Below are 16,244 nucleotides of genomic sequence, written 5' to 3'. Positions count from 1 at the left end.
ACGGACGGCAGGCGAAAACAGCGTCCACGACCACTCTGTCGCAGCTTGAAACAGCAATTGTATTGTACGGGAATGGAAAACCGGGTCACAACTGCACAAAGCCGGGCGCCCGGACCCGTCCCGGATCCCGCGGCATACCCCTGCGGCAGTGCCGGCGCTTAGTGCTCGGCGAAAACGGTCTGCACGGGCTCGACATGCTTAAGTTCCTCGAGCACCAGTTCAAGATCGACGCGGCTGCCTTTTTGCGTATACATGTATCCCATCCCCCATTAATACATTGATTTTTGGGTACATTATAACATTCCTTGTAAAGAAATGCTAGAGGTTTTCACAAAAAAATATTTCATTACTTAAATTGTTACATATGTTCGTGTGAAAAATACATTTGTTTTTGTCCGCTCCACACGCCCGATCGACCTCCACAGGCCGCCAGGCGTTGAAAAATTTGATGTTTCCTGGGCTTGTGCGCAGGAAAATGGTATAATAAAATATACATGGTCAACAGCCGCGAGGAGGGAGCGCAATGTCACGGGAATCGGAATTTTCCCCCGCCAGCGATGCGTCTTTGCGCAACAAAGTATTTAAATACATCAAATCGCAAATAATCAACGGCTCCTATGGCCCGGGCGAAACGCTGCTCGAATCCAAGCTGGCCGAGGAACTCGGCGTCAGCCGCACCCCGATTCGCGAAGCCATACGCCTGCTGGAAATGGAAGGTCTTGTCGAAACCACCACAAAAAAGGGGGCAATCGTCCTCGGCATATCCCACCAGGATGTCGAAGACATCTACGCCATCCGCCAGCTTGTCGAAGGTCTCGCGGCCCGCTGGGCGGCCGAACGCCTCACCTCCGCCGAACTCAAGGAGCTTCAGAAAACCTACGAGCTGATGGAATTTTACGCCCATAAGAACGATGTCGAGGAAATCGCCGAGCTGGACAACAAATTCCACCAGATGATTTACGAGGCGGCCGGCAGCAAGATACTCTACCTGACCCTCCACAACCTCCACCAATACGTCCAGATGGCCCGCCTCAAATCCCTCGGCATAGAGAACCGCCTGCCCCACACCCTGGCGGAGCACCACGCCATCCTCGAAGCCTTCGAGGCCAGGGACGCGGCCGGCGCGGAAAAGGCGCTCACCGAACACGTCCGCCAGGCTTACATGAATATAAGGGGCCACCTGGCGCTCGAACCTGCAAACGATTAGTAACCAAAAAGCCGTCACCCGAATCCGGGATGACGGCTTTCTTGTTGCCTTAATACGCGGCCACGGCCTCGATTTCCACCAGCGCGTCCTTGGGCAATCGGGCTACCTGGACGGTCGAGCGGGCCGGCGGCTCGGACGGGAAGAACTCAGCATACACCTTGTTCATCTCGGCAAAGTCGTTCATGTCCTGCAAAAACACCGTCGTCTTGACGACATTGGCCAGCGTCAGCCCTTCCTTGGCCAAAACGGCCTGGAGGTTCGAGAGTGACTGGCGGGTCTGCATGGCCACCCCACCGTAAACCAACTGCCCCGTAACGGGGTCGAGGGGAACCTGCCCGGACAGGAACAGGAATCCGTTGGCCTTCACCGCTTGGGAATACGGTCCGATCGCTTGTGGCGCTTGGTCGGTCGCTACAATTGTCTTCATCATCATCTGGCTCCTCTCAGAGAATCTGTCCGCGTTGCTACCTCTTCTCCGTCAGAGCCGTAAAATCCTTTGCCGCGCCGCGGCTTTCTAGGAGAGTGTTTCGAAACCCCTGTATACTGTGGCCATTGAGTACCCATCATGGTTAAAAAGGCGGCCCGTCACCTCAATTTAGGGATATGCCGGAAAGAATAACGTTTGATTCTATCCCCTATGGCCCTTACTGACCCACCAGGACCGCTGGGAGCCCGACCGATGGGCAGACTTGGTCCCGGGTAAGTGTATAGAGCCGTTTGATATTCACCACTGCTGCGGTAAACGCGACCTGAAGGAGCGTTTTGGTTCTGCCTATATATCTGGCTTGACGCATTCCTTTGCGAATCAGGTGCGCCACTTTTCGCTCCACCTTGGCCCGCTTCACGTACAGCGTTCGGAATTCTTCTGTGGCCATCTCGGCCAGAATCTCCCGCCGCCGCTCTTCCTGCGAATGCAGCTCAATCGTCTTTCCCTTGCCGTGACGGGTGCACTGGTCCCGGAACTTACAACGGTTGCAGGTCGCTTTGGGGAAAACAAACACATCAATGCCGCCCTTGCGATGCCGGACCGTGGCCGTGATTTCTCCCGCCGGACACCAGCAGATTCCTTGCCCAAAATCGATGGTAAAGTCCTGTTTGCCAAACCGTTTCTTCGGGGCGTGAGCCCCTGGCAGCGGCGCCACCGGCGTTACTTGATGTTTAGCCATCTGATCGCGGGCTTCGAGTGTGCCGTACGCGGTATCCCCGAGCAGCTTGCCAGGCTTGACGAGGGTTCCCGCCAACAAGGGATCGACCGACTCGCCATCCGGCCGGTTTCCGGCAGTGATATCGATGCCGGTAATAAGTTCACTGGCTTCGTCCATGAGAATCTGGCTCTTATGGCCGTTGAACCTGCCGCTTGAGGTTTTGTGTCCGTGCCTCATGTCCGGGTCCGTTACCGAAAGAATGCGGTCAGGAGCCACGCCCTGTTTGAGATGGATACCGGTGTCATCGGTGACAATATCCTGCTCGGTGACATTACCCAGGAGTTCCATGGCCGTCTTTTCGTCCGCCGTCAATTCGGCCCCCTTGAGCGCATCCAAGATGGCGCGACCGTCGCCGACCAACTGGCGGAGGAGCTGGGTTCTGGCTTCAGCATCATCCCACCGGATCTTCTCCTTGCCGTTTTGGCTGTAATCCAAGGACAAAGAAAGGGCGTTCAACCGGTCCCGTGCCGTACCGCCGGCATGACTGCTTACGGCGAACATCTTCTGGATGGCCTTTTTAATTAAGGTGTAGGTGTCCTGGAGAGCGCCCGCTCCCAGCACCTGGGTGGAGTCAAGAATCTGCAGTCCCCGGTCCTTCAAGATCCCCGTTTCTTTGGCGAGGCGGACAAATCGTTCAAAAACCAGCTTCTGTTGCTTATTGAGCAGCAGCCGGGTACGAAACCGGCACAGGGCCGTATGGTCGAAGCCCGTTTCGTTCAGGCCCAGACCCAGCGCTTTTTTCCAGCGCAGGTCATAGCGGGCGCGCTGTTCCGCTTCCCGATCCGAAACGTTGTCATGATACATCAACAACAGCACTTTCGACAGCAGAGCCGGAGAAACCGAAGGCCGGCCAACGGCACTGTACAGGTCGGCAAAGTCTTCTTCCCGGATGAGGCGCTCGCCCCACCGGGCAAACAGTCCGTAAATGCTATCGGGATCGACCAGCGGACCATCCAGCCACGCTTCTAAATCCAATAAGCTGGTCTGTTTATCTTGGCTTCCTAACACGGCGTTCACCTCTACAGGTAAATTCGCCGTCAGGCCTTGATTTCCCTGGTTTCAAGGGAATCTCCGGTTTGATTTCAATGGGTTTTGCAACACACTCCTAGCGGTCCGCCAGCGGCAGCCAAGTCCCGGCGCCCTTGCCGGTGTAATTGGCTCGGGGCCTGATAAGACGGTTGTTCTCGTGCTGCTCCATGATGTGGGCCAGCCAGCCGCTCGTGCGGCTGATGGCGAACACGAGCGTGAACAGATCGCGGGGGATGCCGAGATAGGTATAAACCACCGCCGAATAAAAATCCACGTTGGGCAGCAGCCCCTTCTTTTCCCGCACCAGCCCGGCCACCTTCACCGCCATGTCGTACCAGCGGGTGTCCTGCCGCCACTCGCCCAGTTCCCGCGCCAGCTCCTTCAGCACTCTGGCCCGCGGGTCGCCGTTCTTGTATACCCGGTGGCCAAAGCCCATAATAAGCCCGCCGTCGGCAATCTTCCCGTCGATATATGCCTCCACCCGGTCGACATCGCCGATCTCCTCCAGCATAAGAGCCACCTGCTCGTTGGCGTTGCCGTGGAGGGCCCCCTTGAGCGTCCCGATGGCCGACACCATCCCCGAATAAGTATCCGACATGGTGGATACCGTCACGCGGGCGGCGAAAGTGGACGCGTTAAGCTCGTGCTCGGCGTGCAGAACGAGGCATTTATCCATCGCCTTGACGGCGACCGGCTCCGGCTTCTCGCCCGCCAGCAGCCACAGAAACAGCTCCGCCAGGCTCTGGGTGCGGATGGTCGCCGGATCAACCGGCTCCCTGCCGCTGCGGATGCGTTCGATGGCAGCCACGATAGCCGCCATCCTCGCCATGATGCGCACCGCCTTACGATGGTCGGCGGCGAAGGAATGGTCCATAACCTCGTCGTCGAAGTGGGTCAGGAACGACAGGCAGGTCCGCAGCTTGGCCATCGCGTTGCCCCACGGCGCGTACATGCGCAGCAGGTCGTAGATCCTCGGCGGCAACGCTGCGTTCTCGGCCAGATCCTGCTTGAGCGCCTTGAGCTCATGGCAGTTGGGCAGCCGCCCGTACCACAGCAGATAAATCACTTCCTCGAACGAAGCGTGCTCGGCCAACTCCTCGATTGCGTAGCCCCGGTATCTCAGCACCCCGTCCTCAATGGAACAGATGGTAGAATCGCACGCGATAATATCCGCCAAACCGGCCATCTTTACCAACCGCCTTCCCCGCATAACTCATGTTTTTTAAAATACATGTATACGTTAATACCGCGTATGATTTTTGATTATAATTGCTCCCCGCCCGAAATGCAAGCACTATTTGTAAATAGCAGCGTATATTTTTCTCTTTGCCTCCCCACCGTACGAAAATGTATATTTTAGTACACCATATATAAACAACAGTATTAAAAATAAATGCAACTGCCCAAAATTAAGAGCGCAGTCCGGCCGATACCGGGCTGCGCCCCGTGAAATACTTGTTTTCCTACCGCCCGCCAACCTTCGCGGCCAAGTGGTCCGCAGGCGTCACATGCCGCCCCAGCCCCAGCTCGCCGCCTGTCATCCCCAGCGCCAGGCCGACGAGTTGGGCAAGATGCAGGACAGGCATGTCCCCCGCCGTCCCGGTCGCCGCCTTTCCCTCCCGCTGACGCATATCGAGCTGCATCTGGCACAGCGGACAGGGCGTAACGACGCAGTCGGCGCCGGCGGCGAGCGCGTCGGCGTTAATCGCGCCCGTCATCTTGAACGCGTCCCGCTCGGCGGGAAAAACGGCGTGAAAACCGCAGCAGCGGCGGGCGGAAGCCAATTCCACCGGTTCGGCGCCCAGAGCGGCGATCAGCGCCGCCAGCGACCGCGGCCGGGCGTGGTCCTCGAAATCCATCACCTGCGGCGGCCTGAGGATATGGCAGCCATAATAGCCCGCCACCTTCAGGCCGGCGAGCGGCCTGGTCGCCCTGGCCCGCAGCCGGTCGAGGCCGTAGTCGCCGACCAGCGCCCACAGCAGATGGGTGACCGTCGCCGTCCCCGCGTAGCTAATCCCGGCCGCCGCCAACAGTTTATTGACCTTATCCTTCAGCCCGCCGTCGAGGGCGGCCTTCGCTTTGCGGAGCATCAACGTGCAGGTGCTGCAGGCCGTTAAAAGCGGCAGCCCGAGTCTTTCGGCCAACGCCAGGTTGCGGGCGTTGACCGCCAGCGCCGCCAGCTCGTCCACATCCTGGGCGTGCGAAGCCCCGCAACACGTCCAGCCGGGCAACTCCACAAGCTCAATATCCAGGGCGCGCGCGACCTTCACCGTCGCCTCTCTGGCCTCGGACGCCGCCCCGTCCAGCACGCAGCCGGGGAAAAATGCGTACCGCATCATTCTTTCGCCTCCTTGGCAGCCTTCACGATCGCGCGGACACCGTCGATGCCCTCGACCGGGGCCGGGAAGTGGAACGGATTCAGCTTGCCGCGCCTCAGGAGCCGCAGCGCGAACGGCAGGCGGGTGGCCGATTTAAGCAGCCCGTCCGTCTTGACCGCCATCGTCGTTTCATTAAGCCGGCCGGTCTTCGTGATATCCCCGGCGAACGCCCGCGCATGCCGCGTTCCCTGGTTGTCGGCCAATCCCAGCCTGATCGACGCGCGGCGCAGCGCGGCGATATCCTCCGCCGGCGCCACCCGTTTGGGGCACTTGGTCACGCACTCCTGGCAGTGGACGCACTTCCACAGCCCGCGCGCCAGCACCGGGCGCAGATGGTCGGCGGCCGCCCCGTCGCGCGAATCGGCGACGAACTTGCCGGCCTTGGTATAGACAAACGGCTCGTAAAAATCGTCGTCCCCCGTGGTCAGCTTGTTGCACTCCGACGCGCACGCCCCGCAGAGGATGCAGTTGGTCTGCGCGTTAATCCTTCTGAACTCGGCCTGCGACTGGCGGCAGCCCGCCTCCGCCGAAAACTCCTCCCGCGGCACCAGCCACGGCTTGGCCTCCGCCAGCCTGGCCGCTTTGGGCTCCCAGTCAACCACCAGGTCGCGGATCACCGGAAAGTTGCCGAGCGGCTCAAGAACCAGCGTCGCGCCGAAGCGCTCCAGCAGAGCGTCGAGCGGCGTCTCGCACGCCAGCATCGCCTCGCCGTTCACCCGCACCGCGCACGCCCCGCACACCGCCGAACGGCACGCGGCCACGAACGCCAGCGACGGATCGACCGTCTCCTTGATCTTCAGCAGCCCCCACAGCACCGTCTTGTTCGCCTCATGCGCGAAGCGGTATTCCTGCCAGAACTCCTTCCGGCCATCGAAGCGGCGTATCCGGTAAACAACCTGTTCCATCAGTACCTCCGTTCCGCCGGCTGGTAATCGGTCACAACCACCGGCCGGTAAGACAGTTCGTATCGGGTCCCCGCCAGGGTGACGAGGGTATGTTTGAGGAAATTGGCGTCATCGCGGGCCGGGTAATCCTCGCGCAGGTGGCAGCCCCGGCTCTCGGTGCGGTTTAACGCCCCCAGCACCGCCGCCTTGGCCATCGCCAGCAGGTTGCCGAGCTCCACGTAATTCACCAGCGCCGTGTTGAACACCCGGCTGTCGTCGCCGACGGCGCACCGCGCGTACTCCTCCGTCAGCCCGTCGATAGCCGCCGCCGCCTCTTTCATCTCGCCGCCGCGGCGGAAAATGCCGACCTTGTTCCACATCGCCTCCGCCAGCCGGTCGCGAATCGACGCCACCGCCGGCCCGTCGTCGCGGGCCATCGCCGCCGCCAGTCGCTCCTCCCACTCGGCCGCCTTGGCCGCGAGCGCGCCGTCGCCGGCCTTCCGGTCCCTGCCCAGCGCATAGTCGGCCGCGCCGGCCCCCGCGCATTTGCCGAACACCATGATATCGGCAAGCGAATTGCCGCCCAGCCGGTTGGCGCCGTGAACAGACACGCACGCCGCCTCGCCGGCGGCGAACAGGCCGGCGAGGGCCGTGCCGCCGGTGCGGAAATCAGTCACATCCACACCGCCCATCGTATAGTGGCAGCTCGGCCTGATGGGGATCGGCGCCTCGACCGGATCGACCCGTTCAAAGGTCATCGCCAGATCGCGGATGCCCGGCAGACGCTCGAGAATCTTCTCCCGCCCCAGATGCCTGAGATCAAGCAGCACATAAGCGCTCAGCCCCGTTCCGAAGCCGCGCCCCTCTCTGATCTCCGTCTCAATCGCCTGGGAGACCAGATCGCGGGTCGCCAGCTCCATCTTCTCGGGCGCGTAGCGGGCCATGAACCGCTCGCCCGCGTTATTGTAAAGGTATCCCCCCTCGGCGCGGGAAGCCTCCGACATCAAAATCCCCGTTCCGGCCAGGCCGGTGGGGTGAAACTGCACCATCTCGGGGTCCTTAAGCGGGATGCCCGCCCTGAAGCAGGCCGCCATGCCGTCGGCCGTCGACGCGAACGGGTTGGTCGTCCGCGACCAGTACATCCGACCCGCCCCGCCGGTGGCGATCACCACCGCCTTAGCCCTGACCGGCACAACCTGGCCGGTCCTGATATCGAGCGCCACCGCGCCGCACAACCCGTCATCGTCCACCGCCAGGTCCAGCAATAGCCGGTCGGTCAGCATCTTCACCCCGTGCTTCAGGCACTGCTCGTACAGTGTGTGGAGGATGACGTGGCCCGTCTTGTCGGCCGAAAAACAGGTCCGCGGCGCGGACTGGCCGCCGAAATTCCGCTGGGCGATTCTTCCGTCGCCGTCGCGGGAAAACGGCACCCCATAGTAATCGATCTCCCTGATCGCGGCCGCCGCCTGTCCGCAGAAAAACGCAATCGCGTCCTGATCGCCGAGATAATCGCTGCCCTTTACCGTATCGAAAACATGCTTTGCCACGCTATCGGTCGGGTCGGCATTTCCAAGGAAGCCGTTTATCCCCCCCTGGGCCATGCCCGTAGCCGAACGGGTCGGAAACATCTTGGTCATCAGCCCCACCGCCAGGCCGCCGCGGGCGCCCGCCTCCAGCGCCGCCCGCATCCCGGCGCCGCCGCTGCCGATGACTAACACATCAAATGTCTGCATACTTCACCTCGTTTCCGTTATACCTCAGGAATTCGCCTGCCGTCCGTCCACTCCCTGCCGCCGGCACGCCTGGCGGCGCAGTTTTTGATATTTTTTTCACAATCTTATATGGGCATAAGAAAAACCCGCTAACAAGCGGGCTTTTTCGTCGGATTTACCCTCAGGCTACCGCCGGCCCCGGAATCGGTACCAGACCAGCGCCAGCCCCAATCCCAACAGGCCGGTCATGATCTCGTCCTGGAGCATCTCCGGGTACACGTCGCCGACGCCGAGGACAAAATCGACATAGCAATACATCGCGGCCGCCACAACCGACCCGGACAACATCATTTTAAACTTGTCGGGATTTCCCAGGCTCTGCGTCACGTTTTCCACCCCACTAAAGAGCTTGCTTAACTACACATTATCACACCGCAGAACCCTAATCAAGGGAATTCGTGCGCCAAGCCCCCTGTATGCAAAACAGTCAAAAACCCCGCCTTCGGCGGGGTTTCGCGCGCACTGACCGCTTTTAGAACAGACCGACAATTTTGCCGCTGTTGTCGATGTCCATCGCCTCGGCGGCCGGCTTCTTCGGCAGGCCGGGCATCGTCATGATCTCGCCGGTGATCGCCACCAGGAAACCTGACCCTGCCGCCACCCGCACCTCGCGGACAGTCACCGTAAACCCGGCCGGCCGGCCGAGCTTGGCGGCGTCGTCGCTTAAAGAATACTGCGTCTTCGCCATGCAGACCGGCGTCTTGTCGAACCCCATCGCGGTCAGCTCCTGGATGGTCTTGTCGGCGGCCGGCGTGTAGTTCACGCCGTCGGCCCCGTAAACCTCGCGGGCGATTATATCGATCTTGTTCTTGATCGGCAGCTTCTCGTCGTAGAGGAAGCGGAACTTGTTCGGCTTCTCGATCGCCGCCAGCAGCTTCTGCGCCAGAGCCTCGCCGCCGGCGCCTCCCTTGGCCCACACCTCCGACAGGGCCACTTCGGCCCCCAGGGCGGCGCACTTTTCCTCCACGAAGGCCAGTTCGGCCGGCGTGTCGGTCGGGAAGGCGTTGATCGCCACCACCGCCGGCAGGCCGAATTTGCCGACGTTTTCGATATGCTTGGTCAGGTTGGCCAGCCCTTTTTCCAGGGCGGCCATGTTCTCCCGCCCAAGGTCGGCTTTGGCCACCCCGCCGTGCGACTTGAGCGCCCGCACCGTGGTTACGAGCACGACGGCGTCAGGCTTGAGGCCGGCGAACCGGCACTTGATGTCGATGAATTTCTCGGCTCCCAGATCGGCGCCGAAGCCGGCCTCAGTCACGAGGATGTCGGCCAGCTTGAGGGCGAATTTCGACGCCATGACGCTGTTGCAGCCATGGGCGATGTTGGCGAACGGGCCGCCGTGGATGAAGGCGGGGGTGTTTTCCAGCGTCTGTACGAGGTTGGGTTTGATGGCGTCCTTGAAAAGCAGGGTCAGCGCCCCCGCCACCTTGAGGTCGGCGACGGTGACCGGTTTGCCGTCATAGGTGTAGGCGACGATGATGCGGCTGATGCGCCGTTTCATGTCTTCGAGGTCGGACGCCAGGCAGAGGATGGCCATCATTTCCGAGGCCACCGAGATGTCGAAGCCGCCTTCGCGCGGCACGCCGTTGGCTTTGCCGCCCAGGCCGAGGACGATGTTCCTAAGGGCCCGTTCGTTGAGGTCCATGACCCGCCGCCAGGTGATGCGCCGGGGGTCGATATTAAGCTCGTTGCCGTGGTGAAGGTGGTTGTCGAGCACCGCCGCCAGCAGGTTGTGGGCGGTGGTGACGGCGTGGATGTCGCCGGTGAAGTGGAGGTTGATGTCCTCCATCGGCACCACCTGGGCGTAGCCGCCGCCGGCCGCGCCGCCTTTGACGCCGAAGCACGGGCCGAGCGACGGTTCGCGCAGGGCGATGACGACTTTCTTGCCCAGGCGCCTTAATGCGTCGCCGATGCCGACGGTGTTGGTCGTCTTGCCTTCGCCGGCGGGTGTGGGGTTTATGGCGCTGACAAGGATCAGTTTGCCATCGGGGCGGTCTTTGAGCTTTTCCCACGCCGCGAGCGAGACTTTCGCCTTGTATTTGCCGTAAAGTTCGAGGTCGTCGTCGGTCAGGCCGAGTTCGGCCGCCACCTGGGCGATTGGTTTCATGTTCGCTTCCTGGGCTATTTCCACGTCGCTTTTCATCTAACGATCCATCCTCCTCTACTTCGTAAGCTGCAGGCGCGCCGCTTTTACCGTATTGTGGAGCAGCATCGCGATCGTCAGCGGACCGACGCCGCCCGGCACCGGGGTTATCGCCGCCGCGACCTCCTTCACCCGCTCGAAATCAACATCGCCTACCAGCTTGTCGCCCACCCTGTTGATGCCGACATCGATCACGACCGCGCCGGGGGCCACCATGTCCGCGGTCACGAACCCCGGCTTGCCGATGGCGGCCACAAGGATCTCAGCCTGGCGGGTAACCGCCGGCAGGTCGGGGGTACGGGAATGGCAGACAGTCACAGTGGCGTTCCTGGCCAGCAGCAGGTTGGCCATCGGCTTGCCGACGATGTTGCTGCGGCCGATCACAACGGCCCGCTTGCCGGCGATCTGAATGCCCTCCAGCTCCAGCATCCTGATAACGCCGTGGGGCGTGCAGGGCACGAGCGCCTCGCGGCCGATGGCAAGTCTGCCGACATTAAGAGGGTGGAAGCCATCCACGTCCTTATCCGGCCTGATGCGGTCGAGCACCTTCTCGGCGTCGATGTGCTTCGGCAGGGGCAGCTGCACAAGAATGCCGTGCACGGCCGGGTCGTCGTTCAGGCTGTCGACCGCGGCGCCGAGAGCCTCCTCGTCGATATCGGCCGGCAGCCTGATTACCGCCGATTTTATGCCCAGCTCCTCGCACGCCTTGTGCTTGCGGCTCACATATACCTTCGAGGCCGGGTCCTCGCCGACGATAACCACCGTCAGCCCGGGCGTCACGCCGAAATCGGCCTTCAGCCCGGCTAGCCCGGCCTTAACTTCTTCCCTGATGCGCGCGGCGACGGCATTGCCGTCGATAATCCTGGCCATCTTCATCCCCCTTTTAGGCCTTATTCCTTCTCGGCCAGCAGTTTGGCCAGCGCGGCGATTTCCTCTTCCGGCATCTTGTACGTATGCTCGGCGTCCACCGGGAATTTGTTTTCCCGCACCTCTTTGACATACTCGGCGAACGCGCCGGTGAGCACTTCGCCTACATTGGCGTATTTCTTCACGAACTTCGGGGTAAAGTTGTCGTACATGCCGACCATATCGGCGTAAATAAGCAACTGGCCGTGAGTGCCGGACCCGGCCCCGATGCCGAGGATAGGAATCCCGGCCCGCTCGGCGATCGCCTTACCGACCGCGGTGGGCACGCCTTCCACCAGGATGCTGCACGCTCCGGCCTCCTCGATAAGCTGGGCCTGCTTTATGAGGCTCATCGCCGCCTGAGCCGACCGTCCCTGGGCCTTGTAGCCGCCGATCTGTCCCATGAACTGGGGAGTGAGACCGATATGGCCCATTACGAGGACGCCCGCTTCGTTGATCGCCCGGATGCGGCTTAAAATGCGGGGTCCGCCGCCCTCCAGCTTGACGCAGTCCGCCCCGGCCTCCTGGATGAAGCGCCCGGCGTTGGCTATCGCGGCCTCGTCGGATACCTGGTACGACATATAAGGCATGTCGCCGACCACGAAGGTATTGGGCGCACCGCGGCGAACCGCCTGGCAGTGGCGGATCATGTCGTTCATCGTCACCGGAAAAGTGGTGTCATAGCCGAGGGAAACCATGCCCAGAGAATCGCCGACCAGGATCATGTCCACGCCGGCCCGCTCCTGCATCTTGGCGGTAAGATAATCGTAAGCGGTCAGATAAACGATCTTCTCACCCTTGCTCACCATGCTCTGGAAATCGAGGATAGTCTTCTTCGCCATTTTCGTTTCCTCCTCACTTTTGCTTGCAATCTATATTATATTTTAGTACAACCTCTTCAAGTCTTCTTCCTTCATCGTGAAACAATGCTTCTCCTCCGGAAACCCGCCGCTGTCGATTTCCCGGCAGTAGGCGTTGAAAGCGTCCAGCATCTGCGTCCCTACCTGGGCATACGGCTTGACGAACTTGGGCACGAACCGGTCGAAGATCCCCGTCAGATCATAGGCGTTCAGGCAGTGCCCGTCCACGTCGGCGCCCGCGCCGGTGCCGATCGTCGCGGCGCTCAGCTTAGCCGTTATCAGCCTGGCCAGCGGCGCCGGCACGCATTCCAGCAAAACGGCGAACGCCCCCGCTCCCTCGAGTTCCCTGGCCTCCAGCAGCATCCGCTCGGCCGACGCGGCGTCCTTGCCCTGCACCTTGAAGCCGCCCAGCATCGACACCGTCTGCGGCGTCAGGCCGATATGGGCCATAACCGGGATGCCGGCGTCGACGATCCCCTTCACCTTATCCACCATCGGCAGGCCGCCCTCCAGCTTGACGCAGTCGGCCCCCTCCTTCATCAGGCGGCCGGCGTTGCGGATCGCCTCATCCACATTGATATACGACATGAACGGCATATCGGCGACAACCATCGTATTCCTGGCCGCCCTCCTCACCGCGCGAAGATGATAAATTATCTCCTCCATATTGACCGGGACAGTCGTATCGTAGCCGAGCACCACCATCCCCAGCGAATCGCCGACAAGGATCATATCGGCGTCCGACTTGTCGATAAGCGCCGCGAACGGATAATCATAGGCGACGATCATCTTGATTTTTCTGCCTTGCTCTTTATACTGCCGGACTTGGGGGATGGTCATTTTCGACTTGGTCACGCAAGCACTCCTCCTCAATTCCGCTTTACGGCCACGCCGCCTGCCGGCCTCCCCCGACATCCGCCAGCCATAGCATACCTCCCGGCGATGGGCGGTATCCGCCATGGCTGCGCCTGAAACGGCGGCTTTGCCATACAAAGGAAATTTCGTGCTCGCCGGCCGAATACCTTCTCCCCGGCAAGTCCTCCTCCCGGGAACATGATAAATATATCCTGCGCCGGTGACGCCGGTCCCCAAAAAAGCGCCCGTCGTCGCGGTCCGGCGGAAGGATATCTCCCGCCCCGGGCGAACACCTCTTTTAAAGCGGCTTTTCGCCGCGCAACGGAATACGGCACATGCGAAACGGGAGATGAGGCACTATGAAAGTCATCGGCATCAACGGCAGCCCCCGCAAAGACGGCAATACGGCGCTCCTGCTCAAAACAGTATTCGCCGAGCTTCACGCCCGGGGCATCGAAACCGAGCTGATCGAGCTCGCCGGCCGGCCCCTCGAAGGCTGCACCGCCTGCTGCGCCTGCCTGACGCAAAAAAACGCCCGCTGCGCGATCACGGGCGACTTCTTCAATGACTGCTTCGCCAAAATGGCGGCCGCCGAGGGAATAATTCTCGGCTCCCCCGTCTACGCCGCCGGCGCTTCCGCGCAGATCAAAGCCCTAATCGACCGGGCCAGCATGGTGCTGGCAGCCAACAAAGGCCTCTTCCGCCACAAGGTCGGAGCCGCGGTGGTAGCCGCCCGGCGCGGCGGCGCGGTCGGCGCCTTCGACACCCTCACCCACTTCCTTCACAGCAAGGAAATGCACCTCGTCGGTTCGACCTACTGGAATATCGGATACGGCCGCAACATCGGCGAAGTGAGCGAGGACTCTGAGGGCATCGCCAACATGAAGAATCTCGGCGAAAACATGGCCTGGCTGCTGAAAAGATTATATGGGTGACAAAAAGCCGCCAGACTGCCTGGCGGCTTCTTGATTATTGCCCTTCCTACACGGCTCAGGGCGTTGCGTAAAGCTTGTCCCGCCCGAGAATATGCTCGGTGATCCAGGTGCAGACGAAATCGAGCGTCACCCGCAGGTACTCGTCCTGGCTGGCGTCGACCTTGTCAAGATCAACAGCCTCGATCTTGGCGATAAACTCGGCGTGCTCGGCCTTGTGGGACAGGAATTTCTTGTAGCCGATGCTCAACATATAATCTTCCTCGGTCTGAAAATGGTACTTGGTGTATTCGCGCAACTCGTCCAGAATAGCGACGATGTCGTCATACTTGTCCACCCGCAGCTCGTCCCTCAACAACCCGTAAGCCTCGTTCGCGATCTCGAACAGCCGCCTGTGTTGGGCGTCGAGATTCTCCACCCCGGTGTTGTATTCGTCCCGCCATTTGATCATCCGTATTCCTCCCTTGGTTAAACACAGATTGTTTTATTTTTCCTTTTTCTACATAAGTACGCTTTCCCCTGCATAATTCGCGTTTATTTTAGTAAAATTATTATTAAATAATTATTATCACTTTTAGCCGGACAAAAACCCGCCCATCGGCGGGTCTTCGTCAACGTCACGCCTGGATTTTCGCCAGCTTCCGGGCCAGGCCCTTCTTATGCTCCAGATTAGCCTCGCGGTACAGCATCACCCGCATCGCCTGGGGCGAACCGGCACCGTGCATAGCCTCGGCCAACGCCGTGCCGCCGGTCATGTTCTCCAGCAGCCGCGCCATCCGTATCCGGTGCTCGGTCGGCACCGCCGGGTTGGCGGCGAAATACTTCTCGATCAGCGGACCCGTCTCCTCCGCCCGGTAATCGGCCTCGTACGGCAGCGTGGCGATGAAGCCGCCGGCGATATCGTGGGCCAGGCGCGAGATCTCGTACATCGTCCGCGTGCAGTTCAGCTTGACGGTATTGGCCAGCAGCGTGTTGACATAGTAGTTGCCTGCCTCCGTCCTGTGGCCCTCGGCCGAGCAGGCGATCGAGCAGTTGTACATCGTCTCCGCCTGGTGGATCATCTCGATCAGCTTATCCTTGATATGGGAGGCGTTCGGCGTGCCGTTGTAATCGGCCATCGCCGCCGTCGCGCCGATGATGACGTCCGCCACCCCCACCTTGCAGCCGCCGTAGTTCTGGCGGTGATACGACGCGAACGTCTCCACGTACTCCTGCGCGAACTGGTGCTCGCCGCACATGAACACCCGCTCCCACGGCACGAACACGTCGTTCAGCACTGTCAGCGTCTCGCCGCCGACGATGGCGAACTCCGCGTTGCCGGTGTCGATGTCGCCCTCCAGGCGACGCTCGCCATTCGTCTGGCGGCCGAAGATATGCACCACCCCCGGCGCGTCCACCGGCAGGGCGCAGGCCACCGCGTAATCCTTGTCACCCGCCCCCAGGTTGGTCGTCGGCAGCACCAGCAGCTCGTGCGAGTTCACCATCCCCGTCTGGTGGGCCTTGGCGCCGCGGATGACGATACCGTCCTGGCGCTTCTCGACGATATGCACGTACAGGTCGGGGTCGGCCTGCTGGCCGGGCTTCTTGCTGCGGTCGCCCTTCACGTCGGTCATCGAGCCGGCGACCATCAGGTCGTTATCCTGGACATACTTCATGTACTCTATAAACCGCTTGTGGTACTCGGTGCCGCACTCCTTGTCGACCTTGTGGGTGACGATAAAGGTGGCGTTGAGGGCGTCGAAGCCCACGCACCGCTGAAAACACGTCCCCGTCTGCTGGCCGATCATCCGCAGCATCTTCACCTTCTTCACCAGATCGTCGGTACTCTGGTGGAGGTGGGTGAAGCGGTTGATCTTCCTGCCGGTCAGACTGGAAGTGGCTGTCATCAGGTCCTCGTACTGCGGATCGAACGCCAGCTCGTACGTCTTGCCCGCCGAGTTGACATGCGGCCGCGTCATCGGGTCGTCGACCACGCTTTCGATCCTGCGTCCGTTGCAGTATATCACCGGCTTCAGCCGCCGCAGGCTGTCGAAATACTGCTCCTTGGTCATCATGTTCAATCACCTCTCCCGAAAT

General features: G+C 61.0%; 15 protein-coding genes. 2 read left to right on the top strand and 13 right to left on the bottom strand.

Annotated features, from left to right (window positions below; translation table 11 throughout):
* The first annotated feature begins 523 nt into the window (after nt 1-523).
* Entirely contained in the window at nt 524-1,207 is a 684-nt protein-coding gene (locus Q4T40_20685) for a GntR family transcriptional regulator (protein ID MDT8903651.1), read from the top strand.
* Between the two features lie 49 nt (nt 1,208-1,256).
* On the opposite strand, the gene Q4T40_20680 is transcribed toward Q4T40_20685, so the two are convergent.
* The 11 genes from Q4T40_20680 to panB (Q4T40_20630) form a co-directional block, all read right to left on the bottom strand.
* On the bottom strand, nt 1,257-1,634 hold the full coding sequence (locus Q4T40_20680) for a RidA family protein (protein MDT8903650.1): 378 nt from the start codon (nt 1,632-1,634) through the stop codon (nt 1,257-1,259).
* Between the two features lie 217 nt (nt 1,635-1,851).
* Entirely contained in the window at nt 1,852-3,420 is a 1,569-nt protein-coding gene (locus tag Q4T40_20675; protein ID MDT8903649.1) for an IS1182 family transposase, read from the bottom strand.
* 97 nt (nt 3,421-3,517) lie between these two features.
* On the bottom strand, nt 3,518-4,627 hold the full coding sequence (locus tag Q4T40_20670; protein ID MDT8903648.1) for a citrate/2-methylcitrate synthase: 1,110 nt from the start codon (nt 4,625-4,627) through the stop codon (nt 3,518-3,520).
* 277 nt (nt 4,628-4,904) lie between these two features.
* Nucleotides 4,905-5,777, bottom strand: a complete 873-nt coding sequence (locus tag Q4T40_20665) for a CoB--CoM heterodisulfide reductase iron-sulfur subunit B family protein (GenBank protein MDT8903647.1) — start codon at nt 5,775-5,777, stop codon at nt 4,905-4,907.
* The gene (locus Q4T40_20660; GenBank protein ID MDT8903646.1) at nt 5,777-6,724 is read right to left on the bottom strand and encodes a succinate dehydrogenase/fumarate reductase iron-sulfur subunit; all 948 of its coding nucleotides are present in this window, start codon (nt 6,722-6,724) and stop codon (nt 5,777-5,779) included. The genes Q4T40_20665 and Q4T40_20660 overlap by 1 nt, the downstream gene beginning before the upstream one ends.
* The gene (locus tag Q4T40_20655; protein ID MDT8903645.1) at nt 6,724-8,436 is read right to left on the bottom strand and encodes an FAD-binding protein; all 1,713 of its coding nucleotides are present in this window, start codon (nt 8,434-8,436) and stop codon (nt 6,724-6,726) included. Before Q4T40_20655 ends, Q4T40_20660 begins: the two co-directional genes overlap by 1 nt.
* A 165-nt stretch (nt 8,437-8,601) precedes the next feature.
* Complete coding sequence (locus Q4T40_20650) at nt 8,602-8,802, bottom strand: hypothetical protein (GenBank protein MDT8903644.1); 201 nt, start codon at nt 8,800-8,802, stop codon at nt 8,602-8,604.
* Between the two features lie 145 nt (nt 8,803-8,947).
* Nucleotides 8,948-10,615 (bottom strand): formate--tetrahydrofolate ligase, encoded by a 1,668-nt coding sequence (locus Q4T40_20645; protein MDT8903643.1) that lies wholly within the window; start codon nt 10,613-10,615, stop codon nt 8,948-8,950.
* A gap of 18 nt (nt 10,616-10,633) precedes the next feature.
* On the bottom strand, nt 10,634-11,485 hold the full coding sequence (gene folD / locus Q4T40_20640) for a bifunctional methylenetetrahydrofolate dehydrogenase/methenyltetrahydrofolate cyclohydrolase FolD (protein MDT8903642.1): 852 nt from the start codon (nt 11,483-11,485) through the stop codon (nt 10,634-10,636).
* 20 nt (nt 11,486-11,505) lie between these two features.
* A complete protein-coding gene (panB, locus tag Q4T40_20635; GenBank protein ID MDT8903641.1) occupies nt 11,506-12,363 on the bottom strand; it encodes a 3-methyl-2-oxobutanoate hydroxymethyltransferase in 858 nt (285 codons plus the stop codon).
* 42 nt (nt 12,364-12,405) lie between these two features.
* Nucleotides 12,406-13,221 (bottom strand): 3-methyl-2-oxobutanoate hydroxymethyltransferase, encoded by an 816-nt coding sequence (gene panB, locus Q4T40_20630; GenBank protein MDT8903640.1) that lies wholly within the window; start codon nt 13,219-13,221, stop codon nt 12,406-12,408.
* A 374-nt stretch (nt 13,222-13,595) separates the two neighbouring features.
* Here panB (Q4T40_20630) and Q4T40_20625 point away from each other — a divergent pair, with 374 nt between their 5' ends.
* Entirely contained in the window at nt 13,596-14,171 is a 576-nt protein-coding gene (locus Q4T40_20625) for a flavodoxin family protein (GenBank protein ID MDT8903639.1), read from the top strand.
* Nucleotides 14,172-14,226: 55 nt separating this feature from the next.
* On the opposite strand, the gene Q4T40_20620 is transcribed toward Q4T40_20625, so the two are convergent.
* On the bottom strand, nt 14,227-14,619 hold the full coding sequence (locus tag Q4T40_20620) for a hemerythrin family protein (protein ID MDT8903638.1): 393 nt from the start codon (nt 14,617-14,619) through the stop codon (nt 14,227-14,229).
* A gap of 166 nt (nt 14,620-14,785) precedes the next feature.
* The gene (locus tag Q4T40_20615) at nt 14,786-16,222 is read right to left on the bottom strand and encodes a 4-hydroxyphenylacetate 3-hydroxylase family protein (GenBank protein MDT8903637.1); all 1,437 of its coding nucleotides are present in this window, start codon (nt 16,220-16,222) and stop codon (nt 14,786-14,788) included.
* Nucleotides 16,223-16,244: the final 22 nt, after the last annotated feature.

The sequence above is a fragment of the Selenomonadales bacterium 4137-cl genome (assembly GCA_032334055.1).
Classification (GTDB): domain Bacteria; phylum Bacillota; class Negativicutes; order Sporomusales; family UBA7701; genus Anaeroselena; species Anaeroselena agilis.
Note: the sequence above shows the minus strand (reverse complement) of the source record. Positions and strands in the feature narration are given on the sequence as shown.